Raw genomic sequence first — 16886 nt, forward strand, 5'->3', positions numbered from 1 at the left:
GGTAGCGCCAATCCCCTCTTTTTACGCAAACGATTGGCAAGGCGCTGGCACGGGATTTTTACGCTTTTTAGCCGGGGAAGAAAACCGGATATTTGTTCATCAGCAGCGGGAAAATTTTTCAGCTTTGCGCGCCCGCCAGCAGATTGTCACTCGTCACCCCAGACAAAACGGGGGATTTACAGTGCGCGGCAACAGGCATAACATGCATTTAAAATACATGTTTAAAATTACTCTGAGGATCAGCCCATGCTTGACGCGCAAACCATCGCCACCGTGAAATCTACCCTGCCCGCGATTGCTCAACTCGGCCCGCAGCTGACCGGTCACTTTTATCAGCGGATGCTGACGCAGCATCCCGAGCTGAAGAACGTGTTTAATATGAACAACCAGCGCAGCGGCAATCAGCGTGAAGCGCTGTTTAACGCGATCTGCGCGTACGGCAGCAACCTGGAAAATCTTGCGGTGCTGCTGCCGGCGGTGGAGAAAATTGCGCAGAAGCATGCCAGCCTGAATATTCAGCCGGCGCAGTACGCGATTGTCGGGGAAAACCTGCTGGCGACGATTAAAGAGCTGCTCAATCCAGGCGATGAAGTACTGGCGGCGTGGGGCAAAGCCTATGGCGTGCTGGCTGAGGTGTTTATCCAGCGTGAAGCAGCGATTTACCGTGCGTCGGAAGAAAAGGTCGGCGGCTGGCGCGGCGCGCGCGATTTTCGTATCCGTGCGATTACCGCGCAGAGCTCGGTGATCAAAAGCATTGAGCTGGTGCCGAATGATGGAGAGCCGGTGGCGGACTTCCTGCCCGGCCAGTATCTGACCCTCAGTCTGCGCCCGGCGGACAGCGACTACATTCAGCACCGCCAGTATTCGCTGACGCATCTGCCGGATGGCAAAGCCTATCGCATTGCAGTGAAGCACGAAGCGCAGGGCAGCGTCTCCGGCTGGCTGCATCAGCATGCGAAGGTTGGCGATATCGTGCAGTGCGCCGCGCCGGCCGGGGATTTCTTCCTGCAGGCAGCAGCGCAGACGCCGGTGACGCTGATCTCAGCCGGCGTCGGGCAAACGCCGCTGTTAGCCATGCTGGCCAGCCTGGCGGAGCAGCAGCATCCGGCCGCAGTATGCTGGCTGCACGCCGCCGAAAACGGCGCGCAGCACGCGTTTGCTGATGAGGTCGCGGCGCTGGGTGCGCAACTGCCGCGCTTTAGCCGCCACGTCTGGTATCGCCAGCCGCAAGCTGATGACGCGGGACGTTACGACGCGCAGGGTCTGATGGATTTAGCCACCGTCTCAACTGCACTGACCCAGCCCGAGGGTGAGTTCTGGATTTGCGGCCCGCTGGCATTCATGCAGTTTGTTGCGCGCCAGCTGACCGACGCCGGCATCAGCGCCGAGCGCATTCACTACGAAGTGTTCGGTCCGCATAAAGTGCTGTAAAGGAAAAAGCCTGCACGCGGCAGGCTTTGTGTCTGGTGAGGAGCGAAGGGCTCAGATGGCCTCTTCGTCTTCCTCGCCGGTACGAATACGCACGACGCGCGCCACGTCAAAGACAAAGATTTTGCCGTCGCCGATTTTACCGGTCTGCGCGGTTTTCATGATGGTTTCTACGCAGGTATCGACGATATCATCGCCCACCACCATCTCGATTTTCACTTTTGGCAGAAAATCGACCATGTATTCGGCACCGCGATACAGCTCGGTGTGGCCTTTCTGACGTCCGAAGCCTTTCACTTCGCTGACCGTCATCCCGGTGATGCCCACTTCTGCTAAGGCTTCACGCACATCATCGAGTTTGAATGGTTTGATAATTGCATCGATCTTTTTCATCACAGATCCTTTTTTCGCTCCCTCCATGATGGACGGGTAACTATGAGTATAAGTGTTCCTGACGCTGCCGCAGCAAGCTACTCTTTAAATTCGCTGGCGTCCAGTTCGTGGCGCGACAGCAGCTTATAAAACTCGGTACGGTTGCGTCCAGCCAGACGCGCCGCATGCGTCACATTACCTTTGGTCATCTGCAGCAGTTTGCGCAGATAGTTAAGCTCAAACTGGTTGCGTGCTTCGACAAAGGTCGGTAGCGCCGTGTTCTCGCCAGCCAGCGCCTGCTCTACCAGCGCGTCACCAATTACCGGCGACGTAGTAAGCGCCACGCACTGCTCAATCACGTTAACCAGCTGGCGCACATTTCCCGGCCAGCTGGCACTCACCAGCCGTTTCATCGCATCGACCGAGAAGCTGCGCACAAACGGTTTGTGGCGATCGGCCGACTGGCGCAGCAGATGGTTGGCCAGCAGCGGGATGTCTTCGGCGCGTTCGTGCAGTGCCGGGATCCTGAGATTCACCACGTTGAGACGATAGTAGAGATCTTCGCGGAAGCTTTTCTTCTCCATCGCCTTCGGCAGATCGCGGTGCGTGGCAGAGATGATGCGCACGTTGATGTCGAGATCGCGGTTGCTGCCCAGCGGACGCACTTTGCGCTCCTGCAGCACGCGGAGAAGTTTTACCTGCAGCGCCTGCGGCATGTCGCCAATCTCATCGAGAAACAGCGTGCCGCCTTCCGCCGCCTGAAACAGCCCTTCGCGCGCACTTACGGCACCGGTGAAGGCGCCTTTGGCGTGGCCAAACAGCTCCGACTCCAGCAGCTGTTCCGGCAGCGCGCCGCAGTTGATGGCAATGAAAGGTTTGCCGGCGCGCGGACTGGCAGCATGAATCGCCTGCGCCAGCACCTCTTTACCGGTGCCGCTCTGGCCGTTGATCAATATACTGACGTCAGATTGCGCCACCATGTGCGCCTGCTCCAGCAGCCGCAGCATCAGCGGATTACGCGTGACGATCGCTTCGCGCCAGCCGTCATCGCTGACCGGCGCGCGCTGCGCCAGTGCTTCGTCAATCGCTTTGTATAGCGCATCGCGATCGACCGGTTTGGTCAGAAAGCTGAACACGCCCTGCTGCGTGGCGGCTACCGCGTCCGGAATCGAGCCGTGCGCGGTCAGGATGATGACCGGCAGTCCGGTATGGCGCTTCTGGATTTCAGCAAACAGCGCCAGGCCATCCATTTCATCCATGCGCAGATCGCTGATCACCAAATCGACTTTCTCTTTCTGCAGATGACGCAGGGCTTCCGGCCCGCTGGCCGCGGTCGCTACCTGATAGCCTTCACTGCTGAGACGCATACCGAGCAGCTTGAGTAAGCCCGGATCGTCATCCACCAGCAGTAAGCGTGCGGCCTGTTTCATGGTTACTGCTCCTCGCTTTGGGCATCGCTGGCACCGTGTGTGCTGTCGCCGCTGTCCGGCGCTTTGCGCGATGACAGCTGACGCTCGATGTCAGTCAGTCGCTGCAATTTACGCTGGGTATCGTCCAGCGTTTGCCGCAGTTGCGTTTGCTGCTGACGCAGGCGATCCAGTTCGGCGTCATTGCTTTGCTGCAGCGCGGCGTAGCGGCCGCGCGCCTCGCTCAGCTCCAGCTGCGCGGCCTGGTTACTGCGCCACAGCTGCAGCAGCGGACGCACCGCCGCCGGATAATCCGCGCTATAGCTGTCGAGCGTATCAACGTACTGACGGCGCTCCACCGGCGTCACGTTGCCGTTCGCCAGCAGGATGCCCTGCTTAAAGGCGCGCGCCCAGTTCTGTACCGGCCAGCGCCGCGCTTCCGCCCGCGCTTCGGCCGCCGACAGCCGCTCACCGCAGTCGATAGCGCGCTGCCAGTAAAGTGGATTGCTCATGGCCGCTGGTGCTTCAATCTGCCAGACATTCTGGCAATCGGTGGCCAGATAATCCGCCAGGCGCACGTCCGGCTCCGGCAGGTTCACCGCACCGCGCGGCGTACTGCTCTGGGGCGGCGCCTGACAGGCGCTCAGGCCGATGGCAATCAGTGCGCCGATGAGAAATCGGCTGGATGTGAGTTTCATTAATCAGGCATTCCCGGCGCTGGTAGTCAAAATGATACGAAAACAGACGTCCGCGTCCGTGCGCGTGACCAACTGCAAATCACCCTGCATCCTGCGCAGGCAATCTTTGGCGATGCTTAATCCCAGCCCGCTGCCTTTCACCGGCCCTTTGCGCTGCTGGCTCCCCTGATAAAAGGGCTCAAAGATCATCGCCTGCTCTTCAGCCGGAATCGGCGTGCCGGTGTTCGCCACCTCAATCCACACCTGGTTGCCCTTCTGCTGGCTCTGAAGCCAGATGTTACCGGATTCGCTACCGTAGTTCACGGCGTTCGAGTAGAGGTTATCAATCACTCGCTGCAACAGCGTCGGTTCCGCCAGACAATAACGGGCCTGCAGATCGACATGCGTGTGCATCTGGCGCGCGCTGGCGGGCAGTGAGTGCACCCTGACGACGCTATCAATGATAGCGTCGATAGCCACCGGTTCCAGCCGCATTGGGCTGTCCGCCAGCCGGCGATTGTAGTCGAGCAGCTGTTCAATCAGTCGCTGCAGATGACGGCTGCTGGTGTCGAGAATGGCGACAACTTCCTGCTGTTCCGCATTGAGCGGGCCGGCAACCTGGTCGGCCAGCAGTTCGGTGCCTTCGCGCAGGCTGGCCAGCGGCGTTTTGAGTTCGTGCGACAGGTGGCGCAGAAACTCATGCCGCTGTGCTTCCAGCCAGCTAAGACGTTCGCTAAGCCAGACTATGCGCTGTCCCAGCGAGCGAATTTCGCGTGGCCCGCGAAAACTGACGCTATTGCCCAGCGTTTTGCCCTCACCCAGCCGGTTAATCATGCGTTCGACGCGCTTAACCGGGCCGATAATCATGCCGGTGAACAGCAGTACCAGCACCAGACTGATTAAAAACAGTATCAGCGCCTGCCAGCCAAAAAACTGGCCGCGATCGGCAATTTCGCGCTGTAGCTGCAGGCCGCGTGAAAACACCACTTCACGGGTAGCCTGCACCATGCGGGTGTTGGCGGCGGAGAATGCCTCCAGCGCGCTCGCCGCCGGTGCCAGCAGATTGCCGTTATCACACTGCAGCTTTTCCAGCTGCGGCAGCGCGCTCTGCAATATTTTGAATGTTGGCAAATCGGGCAGGCTGGCGGCATGGCTGCTGAGCATCTGGCCATAGCGGCTCCACTGCGTTTGATACAGGCGTGCCAGACTGGCATCGCCCAGCACGCAATACTGGCGATAGCTACGCTCCAGCTCCAGCGCCGTACGCGCCATCGCCTCGCTGCGACGCACGTCGGTGAAGGTGTTGCGGTTAGTGTCCGCCGCCTGATTACTCAGCGCTGACAGGCTTTCCCACGCCTGCCATGCCAGCACCAGCAGCGGCAGCAGCACCAGCAGAAAGGCCATTAAAACCAGTTGCCGCAGGGATCGGGGAAACAGACGCCATCTCTTCACAACCGCGCTTCCTTTGAGGTGAGTTGCAGGCATGCTAGCGAAGTCCGGCAAGGTTAGAAAGGCTGAAAACGAAAACGGCAGGCCTTTTGGCCTGCCGTGAGAGCGACGCCGCAGCATCGCCTGCAAAATAGGTGGAGCCTAACTCAACGTTGCGTCCGGTGTTTGATAACGTTGCAAAGCAAGCGATTATCGGTTGGGTGGACGGCAGGCTCCGTTTGGTGCGTCATTCGATATTTTATGAGCTCAACCGCAGTGCGGGGCAATCATAGACAGGAGAATGAGCAACGTAATGAGTATAGCAACTATCGTGCCAGAAAATAAATAGCCTTGTTAATCAGCATACTGCCAGCTTAGAGAGGGGAATTAACGACGCTTTCGGACCAGCTGGTCTGGAAAAGTGTCGCCGATTAGCAACGGCTTTAACGCGCTAACTTCGCTCCCATAAAAAACAACGGTTTAAATGTCACCTTTTAGCGACAGTTCAGTCATGGGATTGTCGTCATTTTCCGACATGTCACAGATGTCAGGGAATCACACCGGATCGACAGCAGTGCCCACGCAACAAAAAATAAAAAAGGCCGCGTTGAGCGGCCTTTGCACGGTGCCCGTGAATGGGCACCGGTAAGAGACAGGATTCAGGTTTAACCCAGCTGCTTGCGCGCGTTGCGGAAAATCCGCATCCACGGGCTGTCTTCGCCCCACTCCGCCGGATGCCACGAATTGCTGACGGTGCGGAACACGCGCTCCGGATGCGGCATCATAATGGTGACGCGCCCGCTTTCGTTAGTCACGGCGGTGATGCCGTTTGGTGAGCCGTTCGGGTTCGCCGGATAGGTCTCGGTGACTTTACCGAAGTTATCGACGAAGCGCAGCGCCACCAGCCCTTTCGCTTCCAGCTCAGCCAGATGCGCACCGTCACGTACTTCAACAAAACCTTCACCGTGCGAGACGGCAATCGGCATGCGAGAACCGACCATGCCGTCCAGCAGCAGTGACGGGCTGGCGGCCACTTCCACCAGGCTGAAGCGTGCTTCAAAGCGCTCGGACTGGTTACGCACAAAGCGCGGCCACAGCTCGCTGCCCGGAATCAGTTCACGCAGATTCGACATCATCTGGCAACCGTTACACACGCCCAGCGCCAGCGTCTGCGGACGATGGAAGAAGTTTTCAAACTCGTCACGCACGCGGCTGTTGAACAGAATCGATTTCGCCCAGCCTTCGCCCGCACCCAGCACGTCGCCGTAGGAGAAGCCGCCACAGGCGACCAGCGCGTGGAACTCCTTCAGACCACGACGGCCCGCCAGCAGATCGCTCATGTGCACATCAACCGCGGTGAAGCCTGCGCGGTGGAAGGCAGCGGCCATCTCAACGTGCGAGTTCACGCCCTGCTCGCGCAGCACCGCAACGCGCGGACGCGCGCCGGTGGCGATCATCGGTGCCGCCACATCCTCTTCCGGACGGAAGGTCAGCTGCACGTTCAGGCCAGGATCGTTATCGTCTTTCTTCGCTTCATGTTCCTGATCGGCACAGGCCGGGTTATCGCGCAGGCGCTGCATCTGCCAGGTGGTTTCAGCCCACCAGGTACGCAGGGTGGTACGGCTTTCGCTGTACACCGCGCTGTAGCCGGAGCGGATAACAAAACGGTCGCCCGGCAGCGCTTTACCGATGACGTGAACATTGCTGCTCAGACCGTGATCGGCAAACACTTTTTCCACAGCCGCGCGGTCGGCAGCGTTAATCTGCAGTACGGCGCCCAGCTCTTCCGTAAACAGTGCTGCCAGCGCATCGCTGCCCAGCGCGGCGATATCCGCCTCAATACCGCAGTGGCCGGTGAAGGCCATCTCAGCCAGCGTGACCAGCAGACCGCCATCCGAGCGGTCGTGGTAAGCCAGCAGTTTCTGCTCGCTGACCAGCGTCTGAATTGCATTGAAGAAGCCGGCCAGCTGCGCGGCATCGCGCACGTCGGCCGGTTTGTCGCCCAGCTGACGATACACCTGTGACAGCGCCGTGGCGCCGAGGGTGTTGGCGCCGTTGCCGAGATCCACCAGCAGCAGCAGGTTGTCGCCTTCCGGCTGCAGCTGTGGCGTCACGGTGCGACGCACATCTTCAACGCGTGCAAAAGCCGTAATGACCAGCGACAGCGGCGAGGTCATTTCGCGCTGTTCAGTGCCCTGCTGCCAGCGGGTTTTCATCGACATGGAGTCTTTACCCACCGGAATGGTGATTCCCAGCGCCGGGCACAGCTCTTCGCCCACCGCTTTTACCGCGGCGTACAGGCCTGCGTCTTCGCCCGGGTGACCGGCTGCAGCCATCCAGTTTGCCGACAGCTTCACGCGCTTCAGTGAACCGATCGCGGTCGCGGCCAGGTTGGTCAGCGCTTCGCCCACCGCCAGGCGACCGGACGCGGCGAAATCCAGCAGCGCTACCGGGGCACGTTCGCCCATGGCAAACGCTTCACCGTGGTAGCTGTCAAGGCTGGCGGTGGTCACGGCGCAGTTCGCCACCGGGATCTGCCACGGCCCGACCATTTGATCGCGCGCCACCATGCCGGTTACGCTGCGGTCACCGATGGTCACCAGGAAGGTTTTTTCCGCCACGGTTGGCAGGTGCAGCACGCGGTTTACCGCATCGGCAATGGTAATGCCGTCCCGCACCAGCGCATCACCTTTCGCCTGCTGGCTGGCCACGTCGCGCGTCATTTTTGGCGTTTTACCCAGCAGCACGTCGAGCGGCATGTCGATCGGTTTGTTATCGAAATGGCTGTCGGCAAGGTTCAGGTGCTGCTCCTCGGTCGCTTCACCAATCACCGCGTACGGCGCACGTTCGCGCTGGCACAGTTCATCGAACAGCGCCAGTTTGTCCGGCGCAACCGCCAGCACATAACGCTCCTGCGACTCGTTACACCACACTTCCAGCGGGCTCATGCCTGGCTCATCGCTGAGGATGTCGCGCAGGTTGAAGTTGCCGCCGCGGCCACCGTCGCTCACCAGCTCCGGCATGGCGTTAGACAGGCCACCGGCACCAACGTCGTGAATAAACAGAATCGGGTTGGCTTCGCCCAGCTGCCAGCAGCGGTCAATCACTTCCTGACAGCGACGCTCCATCTCCGGGTTGTCGCGCTGCACCGAGGCGAAGTCGAGATCGGCATCCGACTGGCCGGACGCCATCGAGGACGCCGCGCCGCCGCCAAGGCCGATATTCATCGCCGGACCGCCCAGCACGATCAGCTTCGCGCCAACCACGATCTCACCCTTCTGCACGTGATCGGCGCGGATGTTACCAATGCCGCCGGCCAGCATGATCGGCTTGTGATAGCCGCGCAGTTCAACGCCGTTGTGGCTGTTGACCTGCTCTTCATAAGTACGGAAATAGCCGTTCAGCGCCGGGCGACCAAATTCGTTGTTAAACGCGGCGCCGCCTAACGGGCCTTCGGTCATGATATCCAGCGCGGTAACAATGCGATCCGGCTTGCCGAAATCCTCTTCCCACGGCTGTTCAAAGCCGGGAATACGCAGGTTGGAAACCGAGAAGCCGACCAGACCCGCTTTCGGCTTCGCGCCACGTCCGGTGGCACCTTCGTCACGGATTTCCCCGCCGGAACCGGTGGCGGCACCTGGCCATGGCGAAATGGCCGTCGGGTGATTGTGGGTTTCCACCTTCATCAGGATATGCGCGGCTTCCTGATGAAACTCGTATTCGCCCTGCTGCGCATCCGCGTAGAAACGCCCGACCTCAGAGCCTTCCATCACCGCGGCATTGTCTTTATATGCCGACAGGACGTGTTCCGGATGCTGCTCAAAGGTGTTTTTAATCATTTTAAACAGCGACTTCGGCTGTTTTTCGCCGTCGATAATCCAGTCGGCGTTAAAAATCTTGTGACGACAGTGCTCGGAGTTCGCCTGAGCGAACATATAGAGCTCGATGTCGTTCGGATTGCGGCCCAGTCTGGTAAAGGCATCGAGCAGGTAATCAATTTCGTCATCGGCCAGCGCCAGGCCGAGCGTGCGGTTAGCCTGTTCCAGCGCCTCGCGCCCTCCGCCCAGCACGTCTACGCTTTTCAGCGGCTGCGGCTCATGATGCGCGAACAGCTGTTCTGCCGCGCTGAGCTCCGTGAACACGGTTTCCATCATGCGGTCGTGCAGCAGGCTGGCCAGCTGCTGCCACTGCGCGTCAGTCAGCTGCGGTGCCTGTACATAGAAGGCCAGACCGCGCTCCAGGCGCAATACCTGTGGCAGGTCGCAGTTGTGGGCGATATCGGTGGCTTTCGATGACCAGGGAGAAATGGTGCCGGGACGCGGCGTCACCAGCAACAGACGCCCTTGTGGCGCATGTTCGGCGAGAGAAGGACCGTATTTCAGCAGACGCTGCAGGCGGGCTTGCTGTTCCGCGCTGAGCGGTGCGCTGACATCGGCGAAATGGACGTACTCGGCGTAAATATCACTCACCGGCAGATGAGCGTCCTGAAAGCGGGTCAGCAGTTTGTTTACACGAAATGCCGACAGAGCGGGCGAACCACGCAGAATTTCCATCATTAAAGATCTCTCGTCTTCGAAGCGCCGGGCGACGCTTCATGGGGCGCAACAGGGAAAACGGGCGGTATTATAGAGAAATGGCACGGGTTACGAAACCGTTTGCGCAGAAAAACTGAGCCTCAGGATTTGCCTGAATTTTGCGCAAATCTTGCTATATAAGTTGCCCTGTTGCGCTTTGTTGCGCAAAATGCCCCTCGCTCTGGGAGTGCAAAACAACATAAATACTGCCTTTAAAAGACAGAGGCCTGTGAGCCATTACGAGACAACTATTTGAAACGCCTGAAATTAAATTATCTGTTTATCGGTCTGATCACCGTGCTGCTTGCGCTGGCGCTGTGGCCGTCCATCCCCTGGTACGGGGGCGGAAAAGACGCGTTATCACAGATCAAATCGCGGGGAGTGTTGCGCATCAGTACCGTCAACTCGCCGCTGACTTACTACACCATCAATAATGTACCAGCCGGTATGGACTACGAGCTGGCGAAGCGTTTCGCCGATTATCTTGGCGTGAAGCTGGAAGTCACGGTGCGGCCCAACCTCGGCGACCTGTTTGACGATCTCGACGACGGCAAAGCCGACCTGCTGGCCGCCGGGCTGATCTACAACAGCGAGCGCCTTAGCCGTTATCAGAGTGGCCCGAGCTACTATTCCGTGTCGCAGCAGCTGGTGTATCGCATCGACAAACCGCGGCCCAAAAACCTTGGTGATCTGAAAGGCCGGCTGATTGTGCAGTCCGGTTCGGCCTATCTGTCAACGTTACGTTCCGCCAAAGCGGACAGCTATCCCGATCTCGACTGGGCCATTTCCACCGATATGGGCCAGAAAGCGCTGCTGGAAGCGGTTGCCGACGGCAAGCTTGACTATACCGTGGGAGATTCGGTGACCATCGGCCTGCTGCAGCGCATCCATCCACAGCTGGCGGTGGCGTTTGATATTACCGATGAAGAGCCGGTGACCTGGTATCTGCCGCGTAACGATGACGATAGCCTGAACGCCGCCATGCTCGACTTCTACAGTCAGATGGGGGAAGAAGGCACCATGGCGCGGCTGGAAGAGAAGTATCTCGGCCACGTCGGCACCTTTGATTATGTCGATACCCGCACCTTCCTGCGGGCGATTGATAACACGCTGCCGGATATCAAGCCGCTGTTTGAGAAGTACGCGTCCAGTATCGACTGGCGCCTTCTGGCGGCGATTTCCTATCAGGAGTCGCACTGGAATCCGCAGGCGACCTCGCCCACCGGCGTGCGCGGCATGATGATGCTGACGCGCAATACCGCTGACAGCCTCGACGTGAACGATCGTCTCGATCCGGAACAGAGCATTCGCGGCGGCAGCGAATACCTGCGGCGCATGATGGAAAAAGTGCCGGAGACCATTCCGGAAGATGAACGCATCTGGTTTGCGCTGGCGGCCTACAACATGGGCTACGCACATATGCTGGATGCACGCCGGCTGACCCAGAAACAGGGCGGCAATCCGGACAGCTGGGCCGACGTTAAGCTGCGCCTGCCGATGCTGAGCCAGAAGCGCTATTACGCGCAGACCACTTATGGCTATGCGCGCGGCCACGAAGCTTATAACTACGTTGAGAACATCCGTAAGTATCAGATCAGCCTGGTAGGCTATCTGCAGGAGCAGGAGAAACGGCTGGCGCAGCAGTCGGCGCTGGAAGCGGAACTCGGTGCCGGTTATCCGGCCGTCGAACCGAAGATTGCGATGAACTAATCGGCGCGCAGCGCCTGCCGCTGTGCGCGCTTCTGTTCCCGGCGCATACGGAAGAAGTCGCTCAGCAGCGTGGCGCACTCCTCGGCCAGCACGCCATGCGCAATCTCGATCTGATGATTCATGCCCGGATGGCCGATCACATCCAGCAGCGAACCGGCGGCACCGGTTTTCTCATCCTTAGCGCCATAGACCAGACGGGTAATCCGGCTGTGCACCATGGCACCGGCACACATCACGCACGGCTCCAGCGTCACGTATAAGGTGGTGTCGAGCAGCCGGTAGTTATCAATCACTTTTCCGCCCTGACGCAGCGCCATAATCTCGGCATGCGCGGTGGGATCGCACTGACTAATCGGCCGGTTCCAGCCCTCGCCAATTACTCGATCACCCTGCACCAGCACCGCACCGACCGGCACTTCGCCCTGCTCCCACGCACGCCGCGCCAGTTCAAGCGCGTGGCGCATCCAGTATTCATCAGTTTGTGGGTTCAACGGGCAACTCCTGCGGATTAACAAGGCGGCGCATTATAGACGGAATCCAGCTGCGATTCACTCCAGCTGTTGCAGTTCACCGCGCGGCGTCACGCGCCAGCGGTGCTGGCAGAAAAACAGCAGCGGATTATCCTGCTTGCTGTCGCTGTAGCCGCTGTACAGCTGTAGCGGCGTACCGATTTTTTCCTCGAGCTGCGCCACTTTTTCATGGCCGAGACAGCGCATGGCTAATACCCGGCCGCCACGGCCCGGTTTCATCTGGCTGGCGATCAGCTTCACGCGCGGCAGAAACGCGGAATCAAAATAGACCTGCTCCACCAGCGACTGCGGCGAGCCGGTAATCAGCCAGACATCGGCGTCTTCGCTACTGAGGTAGTCAGTCAGCCGCTGCTGCACCACCGGAAACGCGGTAACGCGCTCGCGAAACCAGCGGGCAAATTCGGCCTCACGCTGGCGCAGCGTGGCCTCACGATGGCCAAAGGTGATAGCCCACAGCAGCAGGCTCATCGGCCAGCGCGCGGCGCGGCCCTTTATCAGCATACCCATGCCGATGACCGGCAGCAGCGGCACCACCAGCACCAGATTGAGCGGCTGGCGGCGCAACAAATAACGCATAAATGTGCCAAACATGTCCTGCTGATGCAGCGTGCCGTCCAGGTCAAAAAATACCACGCGGCGATGCGAACCCTTTGTCAAACCCGACTCCTTTTTCTAAACGCGGCGATACCTGCTCTACAGTGTAGCCAGCATCGCGCGCCGGGGCGAAAGCTGTCATTTTTAATTCCAGTGGCTACAATGCCATTTGAATAGTTTATTCTCTGCGTCGGCGCGATGTCATCTGACATTCCTGGCCAGACATTTCCTTCCGCGAGCGGCTAAGCTGTGTGCGGGACTATGGATTAAGGATCGGACATGAGTTCATTGCTGCGAATTCGCCAGCTCTACCCACGCCTGGCGCTGAACGAGCGTCGGCTGGCGGATTTTTTGCTGTCGCAGCCTGATCGGGCACGGCATCTGAGTTCACAAAAACTGGCGGAAGAGTCAGGCGTCAGCCAGTCGAGCGTGGTGAAGTTCGCCCAGAAACTGGGTTACAAAGGCTTTCCGGCGCTGAAGCTGGCGCTGAGTGAGTCGCTGGCCGACCGCGATGCCATCACCGTCCACAACCACATTCTGAGTGACGATCCGCTTAAAGTTGTCGGCGAAAAGCTGCTGACGGAAAAAATTTCGGCGATTCGCGCCACGCTGGATATCAACAGCGAAGAGAAACTCACGGAAACGCTGCAGCTGCTGAAGAACGCCAACCGCATTCTGCTGGTCGGCATTGGCGCCTCCGGGCTGGTGGCGAAAGATTTTTCGTGGAAGCTGATGAAGATTGGCATCAACGCCGTCGCCGAGCAGGACATGCACGCGCTGCTGGCCAGTGTTCAGGCGATGGCACCCGGCGATGTGCTGCTGGCAATCTCCTACACCGGCGAACGTCGCGAGATCAACCTCGCGGCGCAGGAAGCGGCGGCGATTGGCGCCGATGTGCTGGCGTTTACCGGCTTTACCCCGAATTCGCTGCAGCAGTGCGCCACGGTCTGCCTGTACACCGTCGCCGAGGAGCAGAGCACGCGCAGCGCGGCCATCTCCTCCACCAGCGCCCAGCTGGCGCTGACCGATCTGCTGTTTATGGCGCTGGTGCAGAACGATCCGGAACGCGCCTCCAGCCATATTCGTCACAGCGAGGAGCTGGTGAAAAAGCTGGTCTGATTGCCCCATGAGCAGGGTATTCCCCACCCTGCCTTAACCCGAAATTGATCATCGGGCGGGGCAATGATTTTGTTGCCTGTCGCTATCCTTGTTTTGGCCCGATTAAACGCATTTTCAGCATCGGGCTTGCAGGATAATTTCCGATGTATATGATCAGGGCAAATTTACTCATCTCTCTCGTCATGCTGAAACTTATTTCCCGTTATGCAGGAATTGGCGTTATCAACACCGCGATTCACTGGACGGTGTTTGCGCTTATTCTCAAGCTATTCGAGTCAGGCCAGGCTATGGCTAACTTTGGAGCATTCTGCGTTGCGGTGACGTTTTCCTTTTTTGCTAATGCCCGCTGGACCTTCTCTTCTGCAGCCACGCCCTTGCGTTACCTGCTTTATGTCAGCTTTATGGGAGGCATGGCGGCGCTGGTTGGCTGGATGGCCGACGCCTGCACGCTTTCCCCGGTGGTTACCCTGATACTCTTTTCCTTTATTAGCCTGGGTTGCGGCTTCATCTACTCTAATTACATCGTTTTCAGGGAAGTAAAATGAAATTGTCTCTCGTCGTGCCCGTCTTCAATGAAGAGGAAACCATTCCGCTCTTTTATCAGGCGGTTCGTCATGAATTAGCCGGCTATCAGGTGGAAATTGTTTTTATCAATGACGGCAGTAGCGATGGCAGCGAAAACATCATCAATGCCCTGGCCATCTCGGATCCGCTGGTCATTGCGCTGTCATTTACCCGCAATTTCGGCAAAGAGCCCGCGTTGTTTGCCGGACTGGAGCATGCCACCGGCGACGCGGTTATCCCGATTGATGTTGATCTGCAGGATCCCATCGCCGTTATCCATCAACTGGTTGAACGCTGGCAAGCGGGTGCCGATGTGGTTCTGGCTAAACGGAAAGATCGCAGCGCCGATGGGCATGTCAAACGTAAAACAGCCGAGTGGTTTTATCACTTTCACAACCAAATCAGCTCGCCGAAAATAGAGGAAAACGTTGGCGATTTTCGTCTGCTGTCGCGCGAGACGGTAGAACATATAAAAAGCCTGCCGGAAAGGAATCTGTTCATGAAGGGCATTTTATCCTGGGTTGGCGGTAAAACAGCGATTGTGGAATATGATCGGGCTGAACGCGTCACAGGGGTGTCGAAATTTAATGGCTGGAAATTGTGGAATCTGGCATTAGAAGGATTAACCAGTTTTTCAACCTTCCCCTTACGCATCTGGAGTTACATCGGCGGTAGCGTCGCGTTACTCTCCTTTCTTTATGGATTCTGGATGATCATCGATAAACTGCTCTGGGGCAATCCGGTGGCGGGTTACCCTTCGTTGCTGGTTTCCATTCTGTTTTTGGGTGGAGTGCAACTTATCGGCATCGGTGTTCTGGGCGAATATATTGGCCGAATCTACATTGAGTCCAAACAAAGACCACGCTACGTTATTAAGAGCAGGAAATGAAAAAAACAGTTTTTGAGCGTCATCCCTCCGCCATGTATCTGATACTGGCCGTCGCTTTACTCATCGGCTACAGCCCGGTTTATTTATCAACATACGGATTTTCCGACGACTGGTTCTATTTATACGCATCCACTACCGATGCATTCAGTATTTTCAAATGGGATATCTTATCGGGCCGACCTTTCTATGGTGCTATACGCTATTTCTTCGCTTTTCTGATTGATGACGTGCAGGATCTGACCTGGCTCCGTGCACTCTCATTATTAAGCCTGATTTTACTTGGTGGATATCTCATCCGCTTTCTGGAACGCCGCAATATTTTCGACAGTGCGGTGCAGCGTCTGGCCTTTGCGTCGCTGATTTGTCTGCTGCCTTCATTCCAGGTTTTTGTTGGCTGGACAGTCTGCTTTCCTTATGTGCTATCAGTGCTGCTGGCGGGTATCAGTTATTCGACGCTGGCCGCCAACAAAGGCCTGATCCGCGTGCTCCTGTCAGCTATTTGCCTGACGCTTTCCTTTGCGATTTACCAACCTGCAGCCATGAGCTTTTTATTTTTTGCATGGCTCGATCTGGGCATGACCCGGAATAATTATCAGCGCAGCGCGGTGATCAAGCTGATGTTGATGCTGGGATTTGGCATGGTGATGGCGCTGGTACTGGCGAAAGTTCTGCCGCTCGTGCTGTTTAATGAAGTACTGGCCAGAACCAATATCACCTTAGCGCCGCTGAAAAAAATCACCTGGTTTATCGCTGAGCCGCTCAGAAATGCGCTGTGCAACTTTGATACCGGGCGCTCGATTGTCAGCATTATCATCTCCTGCTCCCTGATCATCGTGGGCATTGTGAAGGCACCCGATTTCAAACCGCGTAAAGCTTTTCTGTTCCTGTTTTTCCTGGTCGCGGCGGGCATTCCTAATCTTTTGGTGAGTGAAGACTGGGCAGCCTATCGCACGGTTATCGCGCTGTCGTTAATTACTACCTCAGCCTTCATTGCTGGCTTATTCGTGATCTTTAATAAGCTGAAGATAACCACGTCTGCCAGTATCGTTTGCCTCGTTATTGCAGTGCTCTCATGCATGCTGAATATTCAGAAGGGCTTTTCTACGCCTCAGCAGCGCGAGTATCAGTTGTTAAGCAGCGCAATCACCGGGAACGTGCCTGCAGAATATTCTGGCCAGCTTTATTATCGTATCGATAGCGACAACTTACCTGCTGTCGCAAAATCCAAAAAATACGATGAGTTCGGTTCGCTTTCGCTGGGTATGCCATGGACCTTTGCCGGTATGGCCGACGCGATTAAAAAAGAGCACGCGATGAAGTTTTCCTTGCCAAAGGCGCCCGTTATCTACGGCAGCGATCAATGTCCAGGTGATTGTCTGACGCTGGATGCCACCCACGTGCTGGCACCGGTAAAATAAAGGCCAGCGCCGCCACTATTTCGCTAACCGCGCAACGGCTCTGCTTACCGTTGCGTGGTTTTCTGGCTATGGCGCGACATCAGATCGGCTGGTAGCAGCCACGTTCTGCTGGCGGCTGAATACTACGCTAAGTCATTTTTTGAACGCCACTCGTCGTGATAATATGCGTGCCGCTCA

The 16886-nt window shown here is 57.7% G+C and carries 13 protein-coding genes; 6 read left to right on the forward strand and 7 right to left on the reverse strand.

Features of this window, described 5'->3' with window-relative positions:
- The first annotated feature begins 246 nt into the window (after window positions 1-246).
- Window positions 247-1431 (forward strand): NO-inducible flavohemoprotein, encoded by a 1185-nt coding sequence (gene hmpA / locus F3I21_RS09745; protein ID WP_058775647.1) that lies wholly within the window; start codon window positions 247-249, stop codon window positions 1429-1431.
- A gap of 51 nt (window positions 1432-1482) precedes the next feature.
- On the opposite strand, the gene glnB is transcribed toward hmpA, so the two are convergent.
- From glnB to purL, 5 genes are all read right to left on the reverse strand, one after another.
- Window positions 1483-1821 (reverse strand): nitrogen regulatory protein P-II, encoded by a 339-nt coding sequence (gene glnB / locus F3I21_RS09750; RefSeq protein ID WP_007886217.1) that lies wholly within the window; start codon window positions 1819-1821, stop codon window positions 1483-1485.
- Between the two features lie 77 nt (window positions 1822-1898).
- Window positions 1899-3230 carry a two-component system response regulator GlrR gene (glrR, locus tag F3I21_RS09755; protein WP_058758284.1) on the reverse strand — a complete coding sequence of 444 codons (1332 nt, stop codon included), beginning with the start codon at window positions 3228-3230 and terminating at the stop codon, window positions 1899-1901.
- A 2-nt stretch (window positions 3231-3232) separates the two neighbouring features.
- On the reverse strand, window positions 3233-3904 hold the full coding sequence (gene qseG, locus F3I21_RS09760; protein WP_150058775.1) for a two-component system QseEF-associated lipoprotein QseG: 672 nt from the start codon (window positions 3902-3904) through the stop codon (window positions 3233-3235).
- A 3-nt stretch (window positions 3905-3907) separates the two neighbouring features.
- Window positions 3908-5335, reverse strand: coding sequence for a HAMP domain-containing sensor histidine kinase (locus F3I21_RS09765; RefSeq protein WP_141496574.1), 1428 nt, complete (start codon window positions 5333-5335; stop codon window positions 3908-3910).
- A 641-nt stretch (window positions 5336-5976) separates the two neighbouring features.
- Complete coding sequence (gene purL / locus F3I21_RS09770) at window positions 5977-9867, reverse strand: phosphoribosylformylglycinamidine synthase (RefSeq protein ID WP_150058776.1); 3891 nt, start codon at window positions 9865-9867, stop codon at window positions 5977-5979.
- A 270-nt stretch (window positions 9868-10137) separates the two neighbouring features.
- Between purL and mltF the strand changes: the two genes are divergently transcribed.
- Window positions 10138-11595, forward strand: coding sequence for a membrane-bound lytic murein transglycosylase MltF (gene mltF, locus F3I21_RS09775; RefSeq protein ID WP_150058777.1), 1458 nt, complete (start codon window positions 10138-10140; stop codon window positions 11593-11595).
- Here the strand turns inward: mltF and tadA are convergent.
- Both tadA and yfhb read right to left on the reverse strand, forming a co-directional pair.
- Entirely contained in the window at window positions 11592-12086 is a 495-nt protein-coding gene (gene tadA, locus F3I21_RS09780; RefSeq protein WP_071813580.1) for a tRNA adenosine(34) deaminase TadA, read from the reverse strand. The genes mltF and tadA overlap by 4 nt on opposite strands.
- A 57-nt stretch (window positions 12087-12143) precedes the next feature.
- A complete protein-coding gene (gene yfhb, locus F3I21_RS09785; RefSeq protein WP_010618503.1) occupies window positions 12144-12782 on the reverse strand; it encodes a phosphatidylglycerophosphatase C in 639 nt (212 codons plus the stop codon).
- A gap of 216 nt (window positions 12783-12998) precedes the next feature.
- Between yfhb and F3I21_RS09790 the strand changes: the two genes are divergently transcribed.
- The 4 genes from F3I21_RS09790 to F3I21_RS09805 all read left to right on the forward strand — a co-directional run bounded on the left by F3I21_RS09790 (window position 12999) and on the right by F3I21_RS09805 (window position 16709).
- Window positions 12999-13838, forward strand: coding sequence for a MurR/RpiR family transcriptional regulator (locus tag F3I21_RS09790; protein ID WP_021506531.1), 840 nt, complete (start codon window positions 12999-13001; stop codon window positions 13836-13838).
- A gap of 182 nt (window positions 13839-14020) precedes the next feature.
- Window positions 14021-14383: a GtrA family protein gene (locus F3I21_RS09795; protein ID WP_058781808.1), complete on the forward strand. Its 363-nt coding sequence runs from the start codon at window positions 14021-14023 to the stop codon at window positions 14381-14383.
- Window positions 14380-15291, forward strand: coding sequence for a glycosyltransferase family 2 protein (locus F3I21_RS09800; protein WP_021506529.1), 912 nt, complete (start codon window positions 14380-14382; stop codon window positions 15289-15291). The genes F3I21_RS09795 and F3I21_RS09800 overlap by 4 nt, the downstream gene beginning before the upstream one ends.
- Window positions 15288-16709: a glucosyltransferase domain-containing protein gene (locus F3I21_RS09805; RefSeq protein WP_223815652.1), complete on the forward strand. Its 1422-nt coding sequence runs from the start codon at window positions 15288-15290 to the stop codon at window positions 16707-16709. Before F3I21_RS09800 ends, F3I21_RS09805 begins: the two co-directional genes overlap by 4 nt.
- Window positions 16710-16886: the final 177 nt, after the last annotated feature.

The sequence above is a fragment of the Pantoea sp. B_9 genome (genome assembly GCF_008632015.1).
In the GTDB taxonomy this organism is placed as follows: domain Bacteria; phylum Pseudomonadota; class Gammaproteobacteria; order Enterobacterales; family Enterobacteriaceae; genus Pantoea; species Pantoea dispersa.

Bases quoted from the DNA above. Each gene is read 5' to 3' on its own strand.
- F3I21_RS09790 (WP_021506531.1), top strand. From the start codon at position 12,999: ATGAGTTCATTGCTGCGAATTCGCCAGCTCTACCCACGCCTGGCGCTG.
- F3I21_RS09800 (WP_021506529.1), top strand. From the start codon at position 14,380: ATGAAATTGTCTCTCGTCGTGCCCGTCTTCAATGAAGAGGAAACCATT.
- F3I21_RS09795 (WP_058781808.1), top strand. From the start codon at position 14,021: ATGCTGAAACTTATTTCCCGTTATGCAGGAATTGGCGTTATCAACACC.
- purL (WP_150058776.1), bottom strand. From the start codon at position 9,867: ATGATGGAAATTCTGCGTGGTTCGCCCGCTCTGTCGGCATTTCGTGTA.
- hmpA (WP_058775647.1), top strand. From the start codon at position 247: ATGCTTGACGCGCAAACCATCGCCACCGTGAAATCTACCCTGCCCGCG.
- qseG (WP_150058775.1), bottom strand. From the start codon at position 3,904: ATGAAACTCACATCCAGCCGATTTCTCATCGGCGCACTGATTGCCATC.
- glrR (WP_058758284.1), bottom strand. From the start codon at position 3,230: ATGAAACAGGCCGCACGCTTACTGCTGGTGGATGACGATCCGGGCTTA.
- F3I21_RS09805 (WP_223815652.1), top strand. From the start codon at position 15,288: ATGAAAAAAACAGTTTTTGAGCGTCATCCCTCCGCCATGTATCTGATA.
- glnB (WP_007886217.1), bottom strand. From the start codon at position 1,821: ATGAAAAAGATCGATGCAATTATCAAACCATTCAAACTCGATGATGTG.